12 protein-coding genes and 1 pseudogene are annotated in these 18,286 nt (G+C 71.9%); 3 read left to right on the top strand and 10 right to left on the bottom strand.

Annotated features, from left to right (window positions below):
- Nucleotides 1–111 precede the first annotated feature (111 nt).
- Both AAH979_RS32015 and AAH979_RS32010 read left to right on the top strand, forming a co-directional pair.
- Complete coding sequence (locus AAH979_RS32015; RefSeq protein WP_346261870.1) at nt 112–396, top strand: hypothetical protein; 285 nt, start codon at nt 112–114, stop codon at nt 394–396.
- 153 nt (nt 397–549) lie between these two features.
- Nucleotides 550–2,577, top strand: coding sequence for an EAL domain-containing protein (locus AAH979_RS32010; protein ID WP_346261869.1), 2,028 nt, complete (start codon nt 550–552; stop codon nt 2,575–2,577).
- An 81-nt stretch (nt 2,578–2,658) separates the two neighbouring features.
- On the opposite strand, the gene AAH979_RS32005 is transcribed toward AAH979_RS32010, so the two are convergent.
- Nucleotides 2,659–3,645 carry an FAD-dependent oxidoreductase gene (locus tag AAH979_RS32005; protein ID WP_346261868.1) on the bottom strand — a complete coding sequence of 329 codons (987 nt, stop codon included), beginning with the start codon at nt 3,643–3,645 and terminating at the stop codon, nt 2,659–2,661.
- A gap of 261 nt (nt 3,646–3,906) precedes the next feature.
- Here AAH979_RS32005 and AAH979_RS32000 point away from each other — a divergent pair, with 261 nt between their 5' ends.
- Nucleotides 3,907–4,233, top strand: coding sequence for a hypothetical protein (locus tag AAH979_RS32000; RefSeq protein ID WP_346261867.1), 327 nt, complete (start codon nt 3,907–3,909; stop codon nt 4,231–4,233).
- 70 nt (nt 4,234–4,303) lie between these two features.
- Here the strand turns inward: AAH979_RS32000 and AAH979_RS31995 are convergent, their stop codons facing one another.
- From AAH979_RS31995 to AAH979_RS31955, 9 genes and pseudogenes are all read right to left on the bottom strand, one after another.
- Complete coding sequence (locus tag AAH979_RS31995; protein ID WP_346261866.1) at nt 4,304–5,059, bottom strand: alpha/beta fold hydrolase; 756 nt, start codon at nt 5,057–5,059, stop codon at nt 4,304–4,306.
- 50 nt (nt 5,060–5,109) lie between these two features.
- Nucleotides 5,110–7,062 carry a BTAD domain-containing putative transcriptional regulator gene (locus AAH979_RS31990; protein ID WP_346261865.1) on the bottom strand — a complete coding sequence of 651 codons (1,953 nt, stop codon included), beginning with the start codon at nt 7,060–7,062 and terminating at the stop codon, nt 5,110–5,112.
- A gap of 19 nt (nt 7,063–7,081) precedes the next feature.
- Nucleotides 7,082–8,878 (bottom strand): fatty acyl-AMP ligase, encoded by a 1,797-nt coding sequence (locus AAH979_RS31985; protein WP_346261864.1) that lies wholly within the window; start codon nt 8,876–8,878, stop codon nt 7,082–7,084.
- A 519-nt stretch (nt 8,879–9,397) separates the two neighbouring features.
- Complete coding sequence (locus tag AAH979_RS31980; RefSeq protein ID WP_346261863.1) at nt 9,398–10,318, bottom strand: TauD/TfdA family dioxygenase; 921 nt, start codon at nt 10,316–10,318, stop codon at nt 9,398–9,400.
- Nucleotides 10,319–10,480: 162 nt separating this feature from the next.
- Nucleotides 10,481–11,422: a TauD/TfdA family dioxygenase gene (locus tag AAH979_RS31975; protein WP_346261862.1), complete on the bottom strand. Its 942-nt coding sequence runs from the start codon at nt 11,420–11,422 to the stop codon at nt 10,481–10,483.
- A gap of 110 nt (nt 11,423–11,532) precedes the next feature.
- A complete protein-coding gene (locus AAH979_RS31970) occupies nt 11,533–13,032 on the bottom strand; it encodes an MFS transporter (protein WP_346261861.1) in 1,500 nt (499 codons plus the stop codon).
- Nucleotides 13,029–13,976, bottom strand: a complete 948-nt coding sequence (locus tag AAH979_RS31965) for an ornithine carbamoyltransferase (protein WP_346261908.1) — start codon at nt 13,974–13,976, stop codon at nt 13,029–13,031. The genes AAH979_RS31970 and AAH979_RS31965 overlap by 4 nt, the downstream gene beginning before the upstream one ends.
- Nucleotides 13,977–14,192: 216 nt before the next feature.
- Nucleotides 14,193–17,195: pseudogene (locus AAH979_RS31960) on the bottom strand (amino acid adenylation domain-containing protein); the annotation flags it as partial.
- A gap of 4 nt (nt 17,196–17,199) precedes the next feature.
- Nucleotides 17,200–18,286: condensation domain-containing protein (locus AAH979_RS31955; protein ID WP_346261860.1), on the bottom strand; the 1,087-nt coding region annotated here is incomplete at its 5' end.

Here is an 18,286-nt window from a genome sequence, read left to right as displayed (position 1 = left end):
GGAAGCGGTACCCGGACCGGTTTGACCGCCACCCCCGGCTGGGTACGCCGTCGGCCACCGGCGGGTGACGGGGACCGGCGGGCAACGGCACCGGCGACGAAGGGAGCGGTGATGTCGGAGCCACACGTCACGCTCGACCCCACCGGGCTCGACCCGGCGCGGCGGCACCTGCGCGGACCGCTGGAGGAGCAGCTCAACTCCGCGCTGCGCGCGGCAATCGACCGGGTCCGGGCCGACTATGCCGGTGAACCGGTCGAGGAGGTCTGCCGTCGGCTGCTCGACGAGACCCGGGCGGGACTGCATCCGGACCTCGCCGACGGGTTCACCCCGGACATGGACGAGTTCTGCCGGGTGGCCGTGGCGATCGTCCGGCGGGACGCCTCCGGATCACCCTGACCCCCGCCCCGACCTGGTCAAGATCGACGGCTGTCGGCGTAGGGGCGTTGGCCGTGGGGCTCCCGCCTCCGTACACTCAGTGCGCCGTCACGGCCGACCGTGCGCGTCCCGCGTCCCCTGCACCGGATCCGGTCGATCTCTACGGGAGGCCCAGTGCCCGCACTGCCGTCCAGTGTGCCCGCCGCGGTGCTCGACACCACCTCCGCCGCCCTGCTGACCACCGCCGAGAACGGCGAGGTGACCTGGTACAACCGGGCGGCCCAGCGACTCGGCCAGCTCATCGGCGCGGACATCGGCTCGCTGCCGTTCGGCGCCGCGACCCCGGACGGACCGCCGGTCGAGCTGCGCTGCCCGACGGTCGACGGCGCGGTCCGGCACCTGCGGGTGACGTGTCGGCGGCTGCCGCCGCTGCCGCGCGCCGAACCGGAGCCGGACGGCCAGTTGGTGTACGAGCTGGCCGACGTCACCGAGCAGCGCGCCGACCGGCGCCGTGCCGACGACTACGCGTGGCGGCTGGCCCACATCGAGCAGTTGGCCCGGGTCGGCACCTGGGAGTGGCACCTCCCCACCGACCAGGTGGTGTGGTCACCCACTCTGAAGGCGATGATCGGGCTGGCCCCGGAGACCGCGCTCGACTACCCGACCTACCGGAAGATGATCCACCCGGACGACCTCGAAATGATCGAGGCAACTCTGCACCGGGCGATCCGGGAGGCCAACTCGTTCACCTACACCCACCGGATGTACCTGGCGAACAGCCGGCAGATGCGCGTCCTGGAGTGCTACGGCGAAGTCTTCACCGACGAGTCCGGCCGGCCGTTGCGGATGCTCGGCACCGCACACGACATCACCGAGATCCGGCAGGTCCAGGACGAGCTGGCATACCTGGCCGAGCACGATCCGCTGACCGGGCTGCCGAACCGGCGGGCCCTGACCGCCCGGATGAGCGAGCTGACCGCTACCGGCAGCCCGGCGGCGGCCGCACTGCTCCTGATCGACATCGACAACTTCAAGGACATCAACGACCTGCGCGGGCACGCCATCGGCGACGAAGTGCTCCGGCTGCTGGCCCGGCTGCTCCCCAACCACCTGCCCGCCGAGGCGGTGCTCGGCCGGCTGGGCGGGGACGAGTTCGCCGTCCTGCTGCCGGACTGCGACGCCGACCGGGCACTCGCGATCGGGGCCGGGCTCTGCGACCTGGTCGCCCACACCCCGCTCGCGGTGCGCGGCGAGCCGCTGCGGGTGACGCTGAGCATCGGCGCCGCCCCGCTGGACACCGCCGACGACGACACCCTGCTGCTCGCCCACGCCGACCTGGCGCTCTACCAGGCCAAGGGCGAGGGCCGCAACCGGGCCCGGCTCTTCGCGCCGGAGCAGCAACGGCTGGCCGCCCAGCGGGTCGACCTGGTCTCCCGGGTACGCCGGGCGCTGGACACCGGCCAGTTGCAGCTCGACGCCCAGCCGATCATCGACCTCGGCGACGACCAGGTACGCAGCTACGAGCTGCTGATGCGGGTACGCGACAACCATCGCCGGCAGATCGGCCCCGGCGACTTCCTGCCGGCGCTGGAGCGCGGCGACATGATCTACGAGCTGGACCGCTGGGTGGTGGAGACCGCCACCGGAGCACTCGCCGCGGCCCGGGCGGCCGGGGTGGAACTGCGGCTGGACGTCAACATCTCCAGCCGCTCGCTGGAGGATCCGAGCTTCGGTGACTGGGTGGTCGGCACGCTGGCCGCCGCGGGCGTACCGGCGACCCAGCTCGGCCTGGAGATCACCGAAACCACCGCCATCGCCAACCTGGCCGCCGCCCGCCGACTGGCCTCCACGCTCACCTCGGCCGGCTGCCGGTTCAGCCTGGACGACTTCGGCGCCGGATACGGCTCCTTCGTCTACCTCAAGCACCTGCCGTTCAGCGCGGTCAAGATCGCGGGTGAGTTCGTCCGGCAGGCCGACCACGGCGGCTCCGACCCGATCCTGATCGACGCGGTGGTGCGGGCCGCGCACGGGCTCGGGATGCGCACGGTCGCCGAGCACATCGACCGGCCCGAGCTGGTGCCGGTGCTGCGCGAACTCGGCGTCGACCGGGGTCAGGGATACCACCTGGGCCGCCCCGAGCCGCTGCACGAACTGATGGCCCGGACCATCGCCCGGGGCGGGGTCTCCGCGACCCTCCGCTGAACCCCACGGTCACGGAATGCTGGGACCCGGAGCCAACCCGCGGTCCACCGCGACGTAAGGGGAAGTGGAAAGGTTCGATGATCATGGCGTCTGGTCGAGGACCAGCGCCGCCACCTCGTCGGCGCAGCCCCAGCCCAGGGTGACCCCGGCACCGCCGTGCCCGTAGTTGTGGATCAGCCGGGCCGATCCGGCCAGCCCGGACACGTCCTCGGCCAGCCGGGCCCCGCCGAGCCGGCCGGGACGCAGCCCGGCGAGCTGCCCGAGCACCGGCGCTCCGGCCAGTTCCGGGACCAGCGCGACGCACCGGGCCAGGATCGCCGCACCGGCCTCCTCGTCCGGCCCGGTCTCCGTCCGGTACGGCTCGAAGGTGCCGCCCAGCACCACGTCCCGGCTGCGCGGGTGTACGTAGGTGATGCCGGCCGGGTTCCCCTCGTCGCGTACCGAGGTGGTCAGGCCGGGGTTGCCGACCAAGACGATCCGGCCCCGGATCGGGTGCACGGCCGGGTCGTCGGCGAGCTTGCCGGCGGCCAGCCCGGTCGCGTTGACCACCAGCGGCGGCCGCCGCGCCGACGGCCACACCTCGGCCGCGATCGCGGGCACGTCGGCGAGCCGGTCCACCCGGTGCCGGCGCACCGGCACCTCCAGCCGGGCGAGCCGGTCGACCAGCCAGGCCAGGTACGGGCCCATCTCGACGGCCGGCACGGTGAACCGCCACTGTCCGGCGTACCCCTCCGGGGGTGCGACGGCCCGGAAGTCGGGCACCGCCGGGGCCCACCACGGGTCCCCGGTCACCGCCTCGCGCAGCAGCATCCGGGTCGGCCGCATCACCACGCCCGGCACCTCCTGCCGGGCGTGCGCGGCGAGCACCTCGAAGGTGCGCCGGGCCCAGCCCAGCACCCGGGGGTCGGCACTGGTCCGGGTCGGGTACCAGACCGCGGCGGCGACCCGGGAGACCGTGTCGGCCGGCTCGTCGGCGGTCAGCACCGCCACCCGGGCACCGGCCTCGGCCAGTCGTACCGCGGTGGTCAGCCCGACCACCCCCGCGCCCAGCACCACGACGTTCGGCATCACCTGAGCCTGCCGGTCGGCATCCCGGTATGTCCACCGCGAGCGGGTAGCCGCCGTCGGTCGGGCTCAGCTCCGGCTCCGGCCCGGGAAATTCCTTCGGGCCCGGACACGGCATACCTCCCGCAGGGTAGTCGCATTCTCACTCCAGGTCCATACAGGAAGACCCCTAAACTGCGCTGGAACCCCGTAAGTAATTAAACTTGCTTGACGGGGGATCAATAGGGGTTTCTGCGCATGAAAGGTACGACTATGCTCAGGACCGTGAAGGAAGAGATGGACCGCGAGCTCAGCGCTTCCACCCGGACCCAGCGCTACGTGGTGGTGTCCGAGGTCGTCGTCGAGGTGGAGAACGACTACCGACTCCGAGCGGCGGCACTGGCCAAACTGGACGCCGTGGCGTCGAGCACCCCCGAAGGGCTGGAGCGGATGCGCAGCCGCATCGAGGGTGACACCGCGGTCGCGCTCGACTTCCTCACCGATCCCGTCGCGGCCATCGCCGCCGCGGACGGCATCCGCGCACACGGCCACGGCATCCGGGTACGTCGATATCTCCCCCGCGACGACGGCGACGGCGTCCAGGAGCGGTGAGCGTTTCCCCGACCGGTCCGCCCCAGCGCACCGGGCCGGACCGGGTCGCCCGGGCACCGGCCCGGCCGCGCTACCGGGGCAGGATCCGCTCGACCAGCAGCGGCACCAGCCGGTCCGCCTGGTCGTCGAGATAGAAGTGACCACCGGGCAGCGAGTGCACGTCGAGCCCGGCATTGGTGTGCACCACCCAGCGACGCGCGTCGGCGGTGGTGAAGGTGTGGTCCCGGTCGCCGACGATCGCGGTGACCGGGCAGTTCAGCGGCTCGCCGGCCGCGTACCGGTAGGTCTCGATCAGCCGCAGGTCGGCCCGGACCATCGGCAGCGTCAACTGCCGGATCTCGTCGAGTTCCAGCAACTCCGCGCCGCCGCCGCCGAGTTCCCGGAGGTACGCGACCACCCCGTCGTCGTCGCGCAGGTGCACTCCGAGCGAGCGTCGGGCCGACGGCGCCGGACCGGCCGACACGAAGAGCCGGCGTACCGTCAGCGAGTCGCTGCCGCGCAACCGGCGGGCCACCTCGAAGGCGACCACGGCACCCATGCTGTGCCCGAAGAACACCACCGGCCCGGCCAGTTCACGCGCGACCGCCGCGACGATCTCGTCCGCCAGTACGGTCATGTCGTCGATGATCGGCTCGCCGTACCGGTTCTGCCGGCCGGGGTACTGGACCGCGACCACCTCGATCGATTCCGGGACGAGATCCGCCCAGCGCCGGTACCCGGCCGCCCCGCCGCCCGCGTGCGGGAAGCAGACCAGCCGGACCGTGGCCCGGGGCGCGGCTCCGAAGCGGAGGAACCAGTCGTTCGTGACCCTGCCGTACGTGCTCACCGGTGCAGCCCTTTCCCTCGGTGAAGTGTCCCCGGTCGGGAGCCGGGTGGTCACCCGTTCTCCTTGGCACCCGGGTCCGAACGGCTGCCGAACGTCCGGTCCAGCGCCGCGTACCGCTCGTCGGCCGTCTCCTCGTCGGCGGCCTGTTCCAGGGCGAGCGCCCGGACCAGGTCGTGGAAGAAGTAGCGGGCCTGACTCGAACCGTCGACCTGGACGACGTCCAGGAGCCGGGCGTCGACCAGTTGCTCCAGCAACTCCCGCGCGGTGGCGAGGGTGACGTCGAGCAGCACCGCGGCGGTCCAGATGGCGAACCGGGGCGCGTCCAGCAGGGCCAGCAGCCGGAAGGCGCGCCGGGCGGGCTCGCCCAGGCCCTGCAGGCTCAACGCCACGCTGGCCCGGACCTCCAGGTCGCCGATCCGGAGTTCGTCCAGCCGGCGCCGCTGGCTGGAGAGCCGGTCGGCGAGCCGGGCCAGCCGCCAGTGCGGCTTCGCGGTGAGCCGGGCACCGGCGATGCGCACGCCGAGCGGCAGGTGGCCACAGAGCTCGACGATGCGTACCGCCGACTCCGGCTCGGCGGTCACCCGGGCGGCACCAACGATCTTGGAGAGCAGCTCCAGCGCCTGCTGGTGTTCGAGGACGTCCAGGTCGATCAGGGGTACGCCCTCCAGCGCCGCCAGCCGGGCCCGGCTGGTCACCATCGCGGCGCAGGTCGGACTCTCCGGCAGCAACGGGCGTACCTGCTGCTCGCTGGCGGCGTTGTCGAGCAGTACCAGCACCCGGCGCCCGGCCAGCCGGCTCTGGTAGAGCTGCGCCCGGTCGGCCATCGACGGCGGGATCTCCGACGCCTCCGTCCCGAGCGCCCGCAGGATGGTGCCGAGCAGGTCGACGGGATCCGCCGGCTGCGGTCCGGCACCGCGCAGGTCGAGGTAGATCTGCCCGTCCGGGTACGACGACCGCAGCAGGTGGCCGACGTGGATCGCCAGGGCGGTCTTGCCCAGCCCGGCCATCCCGCCGATCACGCAGGCGAGCCGCCGCCCACCGTTGTCCGGCCGGGTACGCAGCAGCGCGACCACCTGGGCGGCCTCCCGGTCCCGGCCGGTGAAGTCCGCCACGTCCGGGGGGAGCCGGGCCGGCAGCGGCTCGGCCGGGGTACGCCGGACGGTCACCCGGGCCTCCGGCGCCGGCAGGCTGAGCGACGCCTCGGCGGCCAGGATCGACTTGTGCAGGTCCTGTAGCTCGCGCCCCGGGTCGATGCCGAGTTCCTCGGCGAGCAGGTGCCGGTAGTCCTGGTAGCTGGCCAGCGCGTCCGCCTGCCGGCCGCAGCGGTAGAGCGTCAGCATCAGCTGGCCGCGCAACTGCTCACGCAGCGGGTCCGCGGCGACCAGCCCGGTCAGCTCGACGACCAGCCGGCCGTGCTGGCCGAGCGCCAGTTCGGCGTCGATCCGGTCGCCGAGTGCGGCCAGCCGCGCCTCCTCCAGGCGGGGCCGCTCCGCGTCGCTCAGGTATTCGGTCACCCCGGCGAGGGCCGGACCGCGCCACAGCGCGAGCGCGCCCCGCAGCGCCTCGGCGGCGTCGGCCGGCCGGCCCTCCGCGAGGGCGTCCCGGCCGCGCGCCGCGAGCTGCTCGAAGCGCACCAGGTCGAACCGGTCGGGCGCGACCCGCAGTACGTATCCGGGGCGCTGCCGGACGATCTCGGCGTCCGGGGCGAGCTTGGCGCGCAGCCGGGAGACGTACGTCTGGATCTGCGCGGCGGCGGTGACCGGCGGGTCGTCGCCCCAGAGCACGACGGCGAGTCGCGAGTCGGAGACCACCCGCCCCCGGGCGAGCAGGAGTGCGGCGAGCACGGTGCGTACCTTGGACGCGCTGAGCTCGACCACACCGGTCGAGTCGACCACCTCGACCGAGCCGAGGATCCGAAATTCCATCTCTCTCCACCGGGGGTGGCCGGCCGTGCCCGGCTCGGTGGCGTCGACCGGCGCCGGAGTCGGCGGGGTTCCGAGCATCAGGACCTCCCGCCGCGCGTCATCGGAAGTCCTTGCCGTGGCTCACCGCGAGCGGCGGTCCGACGGCGCGGTAGCGGCGCCGCGTCTCGATGTCCAGGTCCTCGTAGACCGGGTCGAGCGCGTCGGCCATGAACAGCTCCCGCATCAGCGCCCGCTCCACCTTGCCGCCGGGCGACTTGCGCACCTTGCCGGGACGCAGGAAGGCGACGTTGGCCACCCGTACCCCGAAGCACCGGCTGAGCCAGTCCTTGACGCTGCGGGCCAGCGACGACAGCGTGGCCGGGTCGGCCGGCTCCGCCTGGACCTCGTGCAGGACGACGATCTCCTGCCGGGGCGACGGCACCGCGAAGACCGTGCCGGTCAGGTCGGCGAAGCGGGTGTCGGAGGTGCGTACCGCCTTCTCCATGTCGTGCGGATAGAGGCTCCGCCCGCCGATGACCAGCATCTCCCGCATCCGGCCCAGCACGTACAGCTCGGCGTCGGACCAGACGCCGAGATCGCCGGTACGCAGATAGCCGCCCTCGCCGTCCGCGGTGGTCGCCTCGAAGACCCGGTCGCTCTCCAACTCGCGCCGCCAGTAGCCGCGGGCCACGCTCCGGCCCCGGATCCAGATCTCGCCGAGCCGCCCGTCCGGCAACACGGCGGTGGTGTCCGGGTCGACAATCCTGACGTCAAGGCCATTTACCGTGCCGCTGCTGACAAGTGATCTCGCCGCGGCCGCGTCGGCCGCCGCCGGCAGCAGGATGTTCTGTTCCAACCGGCTCGGATCGAACCGTTCCACCGCGAGCGGCTGACCAGGCCGAGTGCCGGAGACGAACAATGTCGACTCGGTGATGTGATATCCGACCCGCACCGCCTCGCGCCGGAAGCCGGCCGGGGTGAATCGGTCGACGAATTCGATCAGCGGCTCGGGCTCGATCGGGTCGGCGCCGCCCACGCAGGCATGCTCCCACCGGGCCAGGTCCAGGCCCCTGACCTGCTCGTCGGTCACCTCCCGCGCGCACAGCCGGTACGCGAAACCGGGCGCGGAGCTGAGTTGCACATCGTATTTGTCAATAGCTTTCAACCACCGGGCCGGATCAGTAAAAAAATCATCGGCCGCCATGAGTACGGTGGTGGCGCCGCGATAGAGCGGCTCAAGCAGCATCTCGATCAGACCGGCGCCGTCGTGCAATGGCAGCCAGCCGAGGGAACGGTCCCGCGACGTCAGCGAGAAAGCGTCCCGAAATATCTCGAAGTTGTGCGCAAGGTTCTCATGGCTGATCATTACACCTTTCGGGTCGCTCGTCGATCCCGTGGTATAGCGCAGCAGCGCGAGCGCACTCGGACTGATGTGCGTCGGACCGTCCCACGCGCCCGGTGCCGCCGGCCCGGCAAGATCGGTGGCGGTGCACAACAACCGGTCCAGCCCGTCCTGGCTCATCCAGTCGGAGACCGTGACCAGGCTCGCGCTGTCGGTCAGCACGATGCGCGGATCGGAGTCCAGCGCGATCCCGGTGGCCCGCATGAGGTGGTGCTTGTCCCCATCCGGCAGCGGCGCCGGCACCGGGACGACACCGGCATACATACAGCCCAGGATGCTTTTGACGAACTCGAGGCCGGTCGGATAGAGCAGTAGCGCCCGATCACCGGGACGACAGCGGTCCCGCAGTCGACCGGCCAGCTCCCGGGCGGCCCGGTCCAGCTCGCCGTAGCGCAAGCATTCCGAACGTTCTTCACGTTCATCCCAGCGAAGGAGGACAACGGCCTCCCGGTCCGGTTCCTGGTCAGCGTGTCGGGCGACCCGCTCCACCAAACCCACGATTCCCACCCGCATTTCCCCCCAAAATGTTGGCTACGGGAAGCGTGGCCAACCACGGCGGGCCACCGAATGAGCGACAGCTCCCAGCGGCCACGACCGCGGACGCCAGATCTCCCCAAACGCTCACGGACGGTTCCGCCTACAATATCGGTGCACCGATATTCAATCAAGTCAGGTTGGAGACAGCGATAAGAACTTCGAGCGAAACATCTGCAAAACGTCCGTCGCTTATCGGGACCGGGCCTTCACTACCGAAAAGTAACCTCGTCTGCATTGCCGCAATGTCCCGCCCACCAGGGCAATCGGCCCGGCCTGCCGGGACACTTCCCGTTTCTTTGCCGACGCAAACAACATAGTCGGGCGTCTTCTGGATACGGCCGCGTATCCAGAAGACAAGACAGTTTCACATACTCGCCCGTAACCGGGCGATCCGCAGTCGGAACAGGCCGGGGCAGAGTCGGAAATAGGAGACGACACGCGAGAAGCCCGCCCGGGCGGCCGTGGGGCTGCCGGGGCGGGCGTCCGCTCGCGGGGTCAGGCGTTCGAGGGCTCCGCCATCGCCACCGCGATCTGCCGAGGGCCGGTGAACGGCTCGCGACCGTGCGCCGCGAGCATGTTGTCGACCACCAGCACGTCGTCGTACTGCCAGTCGAACCGTACGGTCGCGGCCCGGTAGCAGTCGCGGAGGTGGGCGATGACGTCGTCCGGGATCCGGGCCCCGTCGCCGTAGTAGGTGTTCGTCGGCAGGTCCTCCTCGTCGAAGATCTCCAGGACCCCTTCCCGGACGTCCTTCGGCAGCGTCGTCACGTGGAAGAACGTCGCGTGGTTGAACCACACCGTCTCGCCGCTGACCGGGTGGGTGTGCACCGGCTTGCGGATCGCCCGGGTCCGCAGCCCCCCGCCGTCCCGCCACTCGGTCTCGATCCCGTTGGCGGCGCAGTACTCGGTGACGGCCGCCTGGTCGTCGGTGTTGAAGATCTGCTGCCAGGAGGTGCCGAACGAGCCGTGGAAGTTGCGCACCACCATCCAGCCCCGCTGGACGAACTCCTCGCGGATGGTCGGGTCGATCGCCCGGTACACCTTGCGGATGTCGGCCAGCGGGGTGGCGCCCCGGGTGGCCGGCGCCTGCCGGCAGTAGAAGTAGAGGGTGAGCGGCCACACCGCCTGGTAGGAGTTCTCGTTGTGCAGGAAGATCTCCTCTTCCGGCGGGTAGTCGGTCGAGGTGTAGACCTGGCCCTTGATCGTGCTCCGCGGCGAGGAGCGCTCCGAGTAGGTCAGCGGCGGGCCGGAGAGCGCGCGGACCACCGCGTCGAAGCCGTCGACGCCGCCGACGGAGAAGCCGCGCAGCAGCAGCGCGCCCCGCTCGTTGAGGATCTTCCGCAGGCCGGCGCGCTCGGCCCGGATCAGCTCCCCGATCTCGGCGCCGGCCGACTCGCGGGTGACCAGGTGCGGCATTGTTCCGATGTCAGTAGTGGAGACAGTCATGGTCCGGCCCTTCGGTCTGGACAACTCGGCGCGACGACCCGGCGGTTCGGTGAACCTTTCCGCCCGAACCGCGCGGCGATCGCGCTCGGCGCCTCAACTGCGGCCACACCGCAGGGAGAGGCGGAAAGAGGTTCAGTCGGACATGGCCACCAGGACCCGACGCCGTCCGGTGAACGGGCGCCGGCCGTGGCCGACCAGTACGTTGTCGATCAGCAGCACGTCGCCCTGCCGCCAGTCGACGTCGACAGCGCTCTCCAGACCACGGTCGCGGACCTGGATGACGTACTCGTCCGGGATCGGGGTGCCGTCGGCGAAGGTCACCGACTGCGGCAGCTCGTCCGGCGGCAGCACCTCGGCCAGCGACTTCGCGGTCTCGTCACCGAGCGCCGCCGGGTGCCACTGGTCGGACTGGTTGAACCACACCTCGACCCCGGTGACCGGGTGCCGGGTGGTGGACGGACGGTCCTGGATCACCCGCAGCCCACCGTCGGGCATCCACTCCCAGCTCGCCTCGGTGCTGCTGAGGAACGCCTCGACCTCGTCCCGGTCGGAGGTCTCGAAGGTGTCCTGCCAGCTCTTGCCGAGGCCGAAGCCGTCATGCAGGTTCTGGGTGTAGCGCACCCCGCCGGCGTACGCGGCGCGCACCTCCGGGTCCAGGGCCTCCAGCCACCGGACGCCGTCGACCACCGGGGTGGCGCCACCGGTCTCCGCCGCCGTGTGGCAGAAGAACATCAGCCGGGACGGCCACTGGTGGGCGTACGACAGCTCGTTGTGCATCGAGATGGTGAACTCGGGCGGGTACTCGGTGGAGGTGTAGACGTTCTTTCCCACCTTGGTACGCGGCGAGTTGCCGTGCACGTACGCCAGCCGGTTGGGCAGCAGCCGGTCCATGACCGGGTCGAGCGTCTCCTCCGTCACCTGGAAGCCGCGGAAGACCAGCGCCTTCTCCGCGGTCAGCAGCTTCTCCAGGTCCGGAGTGGTCGAGAGGTAGTCGACCAGCCCCTGCGGGCTCGCCTCGGCCCCGGCAGCCGCCGGGTCGATCTCCATCGGTCTCCAGGTCTGGTGACCTTCCATCGGACTCTCCCTTCGAGGGGACTCCCGCGAAGGTGGAGACCGGTAGCGGGAATCGGAAGGTAATGCGTCGGTGACACAGCCGTCATCCAGTCCAAGGATGAAGGCAAGATCTATACTTTCTCGATACTGCGGCCATCGGGCCGCTCAACCCCGGCCCCGGCCCCGGCACCGGCACCGGCACCGCCGGCAGCGCCGTTCCCGGCCCGGCCGCCAGCCATCCGGGTGATGTCGTTACGGCCAGGAGCGGCGTGCCGGCCGAGCCGGCGGACGAGCCGGGCGTTGTCCGGCGTCTTGGCGATGCCGCGCACCGCCGGACTGAGCAGGGCGAACAGCACCAGTGAGGCCATTACCGCGCTGAGGCCCAGCACGGTTGGTCGGACCCCGGCACCGCCCAGCAGCACCCCACCGGCCAGCGCGCCGAGGAAGTTCGACCCCGAGGCGAGCAGCGTGGCGACGGCACCGATCCGGCCCATCATCGGGTCTGGCGTGATCCGTACCATGTAGACCCCGCCGACCACGTTGAACAGTCCGCCGACGTAGCTGTTGACGGCGAAGATCACCGCCAGGTTGACCGGATCGGTGGTGAAGGCCATCAGGGGCACCGTCAGCGCCCAGGCCGCCAGCCCGCCGACCACCAGGGTCCGCAGGGTGGCCCGGCGCATCCACCACATGCCGCTCAGCGCGCCGAGCATCCCGCCCACCCCGCTGGCCCCGATCACCGCACCGACCAGCGCGGCCGAACCGCCGCCATTGCGGATGACGACCATCAGGGTCAGGGTGAGCGCCTGGAAGACGGCGTTGCTGATCGCGACATAGCTCAGCACCGTACGCAGGAACCGCTGCTGCCACAGCCAGGCCACTCCCTCGGCGATGTCGGCACGCAGCGTGCTGTGGCGGGCCGGTCGGGGTTGCTGGAACGGTCGACGGATCAGCAGCAGCGCGAGCAGCGAGCCGAGGTGGGCGACCGTGGTGAACAGGAACGGCGCCCACCTGGCCAGGGTGAAGAGCACGCCGCCCACCGGCTGGCCGATCAGCACCGCGGCCCGGCCACGGGTCTCGTTCTGGGTCAGCGCGGTCGGCAACTGCTCGGCCGGGACCAGGTGCCGGACGGCGGCCCGCTCCCCGAGCTGGTAGAAGACGCTCAGGCTGGTCTGCACGAACGCCACGACCATGAGCTGCGGCACCCAGACGTGGCCGAGCAGCACCGCCACCGCCACGCTGCCGGTGGCGACGAGACAGCCCAGGTCGCAGAGGATCATCATCCGGCGCCGGTCCCAGCGGTCGACGAACGCGCCCGCCGGCAACTGGACGAGCAGGTGCGGCAGCAGCGCGGCGGCACCGACCAGGCCCGCGTCGCCGGCCGAGCCGGTGTACCAGAGCACCAGCATCGGGTACGCGATCGAGGTGATCCGGGCCCCGATCAGAGTGCCGGCCGCCCCGACCCAGAGCAGCAGGAAGTCCCGATTGCGGCGCAGCGGAACACTCGGCGAGGGCGGCCCGCCCGGGTCGGACGGGTCGGCCGGCACCGCCGCACCGGACGGCGCCGAAGGCGCACCACGCGGCACCGCCCCGCCGGATGGCGGGGCGGGCTCCTCCTCCACGATGCTCACGAGCGGGTCCCCGGCGGCCCCCCGAGCGGGCCGCGACGGCACCACTCCAGTACCGCCATCGCGCTGTGCAGCTTGTTCTCCGCCTGCTCGAAGGCGATGCTCGCCGGTCCGTCCAGCACCTCGGCGGTGACCTCCTCGCCCCGGTGCGCCGGCAGGTCGTGCATGAAGACCGCGTCCGGACTCCCGACCCACAACCCGGCGCCGACCTGGAACGGTGCGAAGATCTCCCGCCAGTTCGGGTCGGGCTTGCTGGTGCCGGTCGTCTGCCACCGGGTGGTGTAGATGACGTCGAAGCCGCCGGGCAGCTCGGCCATATCGTGCCGTTCACAGATCGTCGCGGTACCCCGGGCCGCCTGCGCGGTGGCGGTCGCCCTGATCTCCTCGGTCAGCCCGTACCCGGGCGGCGTGCGCAGCTCCAGGTGGGTGCCGGCGTACCGGGTCAGGGCCAGGGCGAGCGCGGCGGCGCTGTTGTTGCCCTCGCCGACGTAGAGCACGCGCAGCCCGTCGATCCGGCCGAAGTGATCCAGCATGGTGGTCAGGTCGGTCAGCGCCTGGGTCGGGTGCTCGTCGGCGGTCATCGCGTTGATCACCGACATCCGGTCCTGCCCGGCCATCTGGCGCAGCTCCGCCGGGTCGCCCGAGGTCCGGGCCACCAGCACGTCGAGCATCCGGGACATCACCTGGCCGGTGTCGGCGTGCGTCTCACCGGTGTTGAGCTGGAGGTCGTCCGGCCCGTACGCGATGATCTGCGCGCCGAGCCGCAGCGCGCCGCTGGAGAACGCGGTCCGGGTCCGGGTCGAGGTCCGCTTGAAGTAGACGCCGACCACGTCGCCGTCGAGCGGCCGCTCCCGCCGGGCCTGCCCGGACCGGAACCGTACCCCCCGGGCGACGATGGACCGCAGGTCCTCGTCGGTCAGGTCGTTGATCGAGATCAGGTGCCGCACCGCCCGGGCCTCCTCCTCCGCCGTGCCGGCGGCCTGCGACGCGTCCCGGGCCTCGTTGGCCGCGAACCCGGCGCTGGCGGCCGGCTCCCCGATCCGTTTGGTCTCGCCGTCTGCGGCGGCGACGTAACCCGCCGGCTCCGCGCCGCCGCCGAGCCGCTCGGCCCAGCCGGCCAGCTCGGTGGCGACGAACGACTGCACCACCTTGCCGGACTCGGAGTTGGTCAGCACCACGAAGCCGTCACCGGCCCGGAGCCGGCCCAGGGTCATCGCCCGGTAGCCGACCGTCTCGCCCGGATGCCCGAACTCCAGGTCCGGCCCGGTGTCGTCGACGACCGTGCCGAGACCGTAGAAGCTGCCCGGCGAGGCGACCGCCACCAGTTCGGCGGCGAGCGCCGGGGTGAGCAGTTCACCGCCGCCCAGGTGCGCGCGGTGGATTTCGACCAGCACCCGGGCCAGGTCCGCGGCGGTCGTCCAGAGACCTCCGGCGGCCAGCGCCGGGCGGTTGCGCCAGCCACCGGGTACGGGTACTCCGTGCTCGTCGTGACCGAGCGCGACCCGTCGGGCCGGGTCGGCCGGGAACGCCGGATCGAAGCTGCTGTCGGTCATGCCCAGCGGTGCGAAGACGAGCCGGCGGATCAGCTCCGGGAACGGCTCCCCGGTCAGGTCGACCAGCACCTGTTGCAGTACCGCGTAGTGGCTGTTGGTCTTCCGGAACGACTCCCCCGGCGCCAGCTCGGGCCGGATCGGCTCCGAGGTCGCGGGTGGGCGGCCGTACAGCACGTCGAGCAGGTCCGGTGCCGGCTCGGTCGGGGCGTACCCGGTGTTCGGGCTGGTGGAGAGGCCGGAGAGGTTGGCCAGCAGGTGCCGTACGGTCACCGGCCCGGGCCCGTCCGGCACCCGCCACGAGGTCAGGTACCGGTTCACGTCGGCGTCCAGCTCCAGCCGCCCCTGGCCGACCAGCCGGAGTACGCCGAGCGCGGTGACGTGCTTGCTGATCGAGGCGACCTGGAACGGGGTCTCCGGGGTGACCGGCTCGGATCCGCCGGCGACCAGTACGCCGTAGCCGCGTACCTCGGCGACCTGGCCGGCCCGGACCAGCGCGATGGCCGCGCCGGGCACGTGGTGCTCGGCCATGGTGGACAGCGGCGACGGCCCGGTGGCGAGCCGACCGGCCGGAGCCGCCTCGGCCCGGGTGGCCAGCACCGGTGGGCCGGTCACCGCCTCCGCCTCCGCCTCCGCCGAGGCGATGGTGACCGGGACTGGCACGGTGACCGGGGCTGGCACGGCCGATCCGGGGACGGCGACCGACTCCAGTCCCGCGACGGCGGCGGGCACCGGTTCCGCGACGGCGACGCCGGCGGACTCGGGTTCCGCGACGGCGACGATCGGTTCGGGGGCCGGGGTCGCGGCGCTGTCCTTGACCGGTCCGATGACGGGAAGGAGCTGGGTCGGTTCGACGAGGACACTCGCCGGGGGCGGTGCGCCGAGGGCCACGGCCAGTTCAGCGACTGTGCCGTGCTGGTAGAGCATCCGCAACGACACCTCCAGCCCGGCCTTGCGGGCGGCGGTGACGAGCTGGACGATCCGCATCGAGTCGGCGCCCAGGTCGAAGAACTTGTCGTGCACGCCCACCCGGTCGATGCCGAGCACCTCCACGCAGACCCTGGCGATCCGCCGCTCGGTCTCGGTGCGCGGCGCCACGAACTCGCGTTCGCCGCCGAACGAGGTCCGCTCCGGCGCCGGCAGCGCCCGCCGGTCCACCTTGCCGGCCGAGTTCAGCGGCAGCGCGTCCAGGGTGACGAACGCGGCCGGCACCATGTAGCCGGGCAGCGCCGCGGCCAGGAAGTCGCGCAGCTCGGCCGGATCGATCGGCCGGCCGTCCGCCGGTACGACGTAGCCGGCGAGCCACTTCTCGCCGCCCGGGTCCTCCCGGGCCACCACCACACCGTTGCGGACGTTCGGATGGGCGAGCAGCCGCTCCTCGATCTCGGGCAGCTCGATCCGGTGCCCCCGGATCTTCACCTGGTGGTCCGCCCGGCCCAGGAACTCCAGGTTGCCGTCCGGCCCGTACCGGACCAGGTCACCGGTGCGGTACATCCTGGTCCCGACGGTCTTGCCGAACGGCTCCGGCAGGAACTTCTCGGCGGTCAGCTCCGGGCGGTTGACGTACCCCCGGGCGACGCCGTCACCGGCGATGTACAGCTCGCCGACGACGCCGAGCGCGACCGGCTGGAGATCCCGGTCCAGCACATAGGTCCGGGTGTTCGCGATCGGCCGGCCGATCGGCACCACCTCGACGTCTCCGGGCACGTCCCAGCTGGTCGACCAGATGGCGGTCTCGGTCGGCCCGTACACGTTGACCAGTCGCTTCACCCGGGCGCGCAGGTCACCGGCGAGCGCCGGCGGCAGCGCCTCGCCGCCGACCAGCGCGACCACCGGCCGGTCCGCGAAGCCCGCGTCCAGCAGCAGCTTCCAGCCCGACGGCGTCGCCTGGACGTGCGTGACCGGGAAGCGGTCGAGCAGGCTGAGCAGTTCGGTACTGTCCCCCACCTCGTCGTCGTCGGCCAGCACCACCCGGCCGCCGGTGACCAGCGGGAGATACAGCTCCAGCCCGGAGATGTCGAAGGAGAGCGAGGTCGCGGCGAGCCAGACGTCGTCGGTGCCGGCGTCCAGCAGCCGCCGCATCGAGAAGAGCAGGTTCAGCAGCGCCCGGTGCGAGATCTGCACGCCCTTCGGCCGGCCCGTCGAACCGGAGGTGAAGATGATGTACGCCAGTTGGTGCTGGTCGTCGCGGCCGGGCACCGGCTCCGGCGACCGGGACTCGATCACGTCTTCCTCCCGGTCGGCGAGGACATGCCGGCCGGAGTAGACCCCGTCCAGCCGGCCGACCAGCTTCGACTCGCTCACCACCAGCTCCGCCCCGGCGGTTTCCAGCATGTAGCCGAGCCGTTCCGCCGGCAGTTCCGGGTCCAGCGGCACGTAGGCCGCGCCGGCCTTCCAGACCGCCAGCAGCCAGGCCACCAGCGACGGCTCCCGGGACAGCAGCACCCCGACCACCGACTCCGGCCCGACTCCGGCCGCCCGCAGGTGCTGGGCGTACCGGTTCGCCACCGCGTCGAGTTCGGCGTACCGGACCCGCTCGCCTCCCTGGACCACCGCCACCGACCTCGGGGTGGCCGCGGCCTGTGCCTCGAATACCTGGTGCACCGATCGACTCATCTGCTCACCACTCCACGGCCGTGTCGTTCCAGTCGGTCAACACCGTGTCCAGCTCCGTCGCCGGCACGTAGGTCGCCCGGGCGTCGCCGTCGGCACCGGCGGCCATCGACTCCAGCACCGCCCGGTACATCGCCACCACCCGCTCGGCGTTCTCCGGGGTCAGCGCGGAGCGCCGGACCCGCAGCATCAGGTGCCCGGGGCCGGTCGACACCGCGAGCGCGAACTCGTTGGCGGCGTCGCCCGCACCGGCCCGCACGTCGACGCGATCCGTGTCGACCTGGTGGAAGTCCTGATAGCTGAACATCACCTCGATGAGCTGCCGGCCGCCGACCTGGCGCTGGATCGCCGGCATCGGGTAGCGCCGGTGCGGCCAGAGTTCGACCTCGCGGTCGAAGACCTGCCGGACCAGGTCGCCCCAGGAGCCAGCCGTCCGGTCGTGTGCGAACGGCAGCGTGTTGAGGTACATCCCGTACACCTTGTCGGCGCCGTCGACTTCGGGCCGGGCGCTGCACACCAGCCCGGTGAAGAACGCCGGCTCGTCGGTGAGCTGGCTCATCACCTTCAGGTGCGCCGCGTGCAGCACCGCCTTCAACGACGTACGGGTCGCCGTCGCCAGCGCCCGCAGGCCCGGCTCCAGGTCCGGGAACCCGACCGGGATCCGGAAGCTGCCGGCGTCGTCGGCGGCGCCGCCCCAACCGGCCGGCATGGTGAACCGGGCGTGCCGGGTGACGATCCCCTGCCAGTAGTCGCGGTCCACGGCCGACCCGAGCGAGTCGAGTTCGGCGGCGATGAAGTCCGCGTACCGGACCTCGGGCGCGGTGACCGGCTCGGGGGTCTTGCCGGCGGCAAGCTGCCGGTAGAGGTCGAGCACCTCCATCAGCAGCGACTGCTGGCTCCAGCCCTCGGTGATCGCGTGGCACTGGGTGAAGCCGAGCCGCCAGGCGTCGTCGCCCTCCACGAAGCCGGCCATCCGGAGCAGCGGCGGGCTGGCCAGGTCGAACAGGCTCGCCCGCTCCCGGGCGATCAGGCCGTGCAGGGCCTGCTCCCGGCCCCGGTCGTCCAGGTGCCGAACGTCGCACACCTCGACCGGC

The sequence above is a fragment of the Plantactinospora sp. ZYX-F-223 genome (genome assembly GCF_039649625.1).
Classification (GTDB): Bacteria; Actinomycetota; Actinomycetes; order Mycobacteriales; family Micromonosporaceae; genus Plantactinospora.
This window is presented reverse-complemented; position numbering and strand designations above follow the sequence as displayed.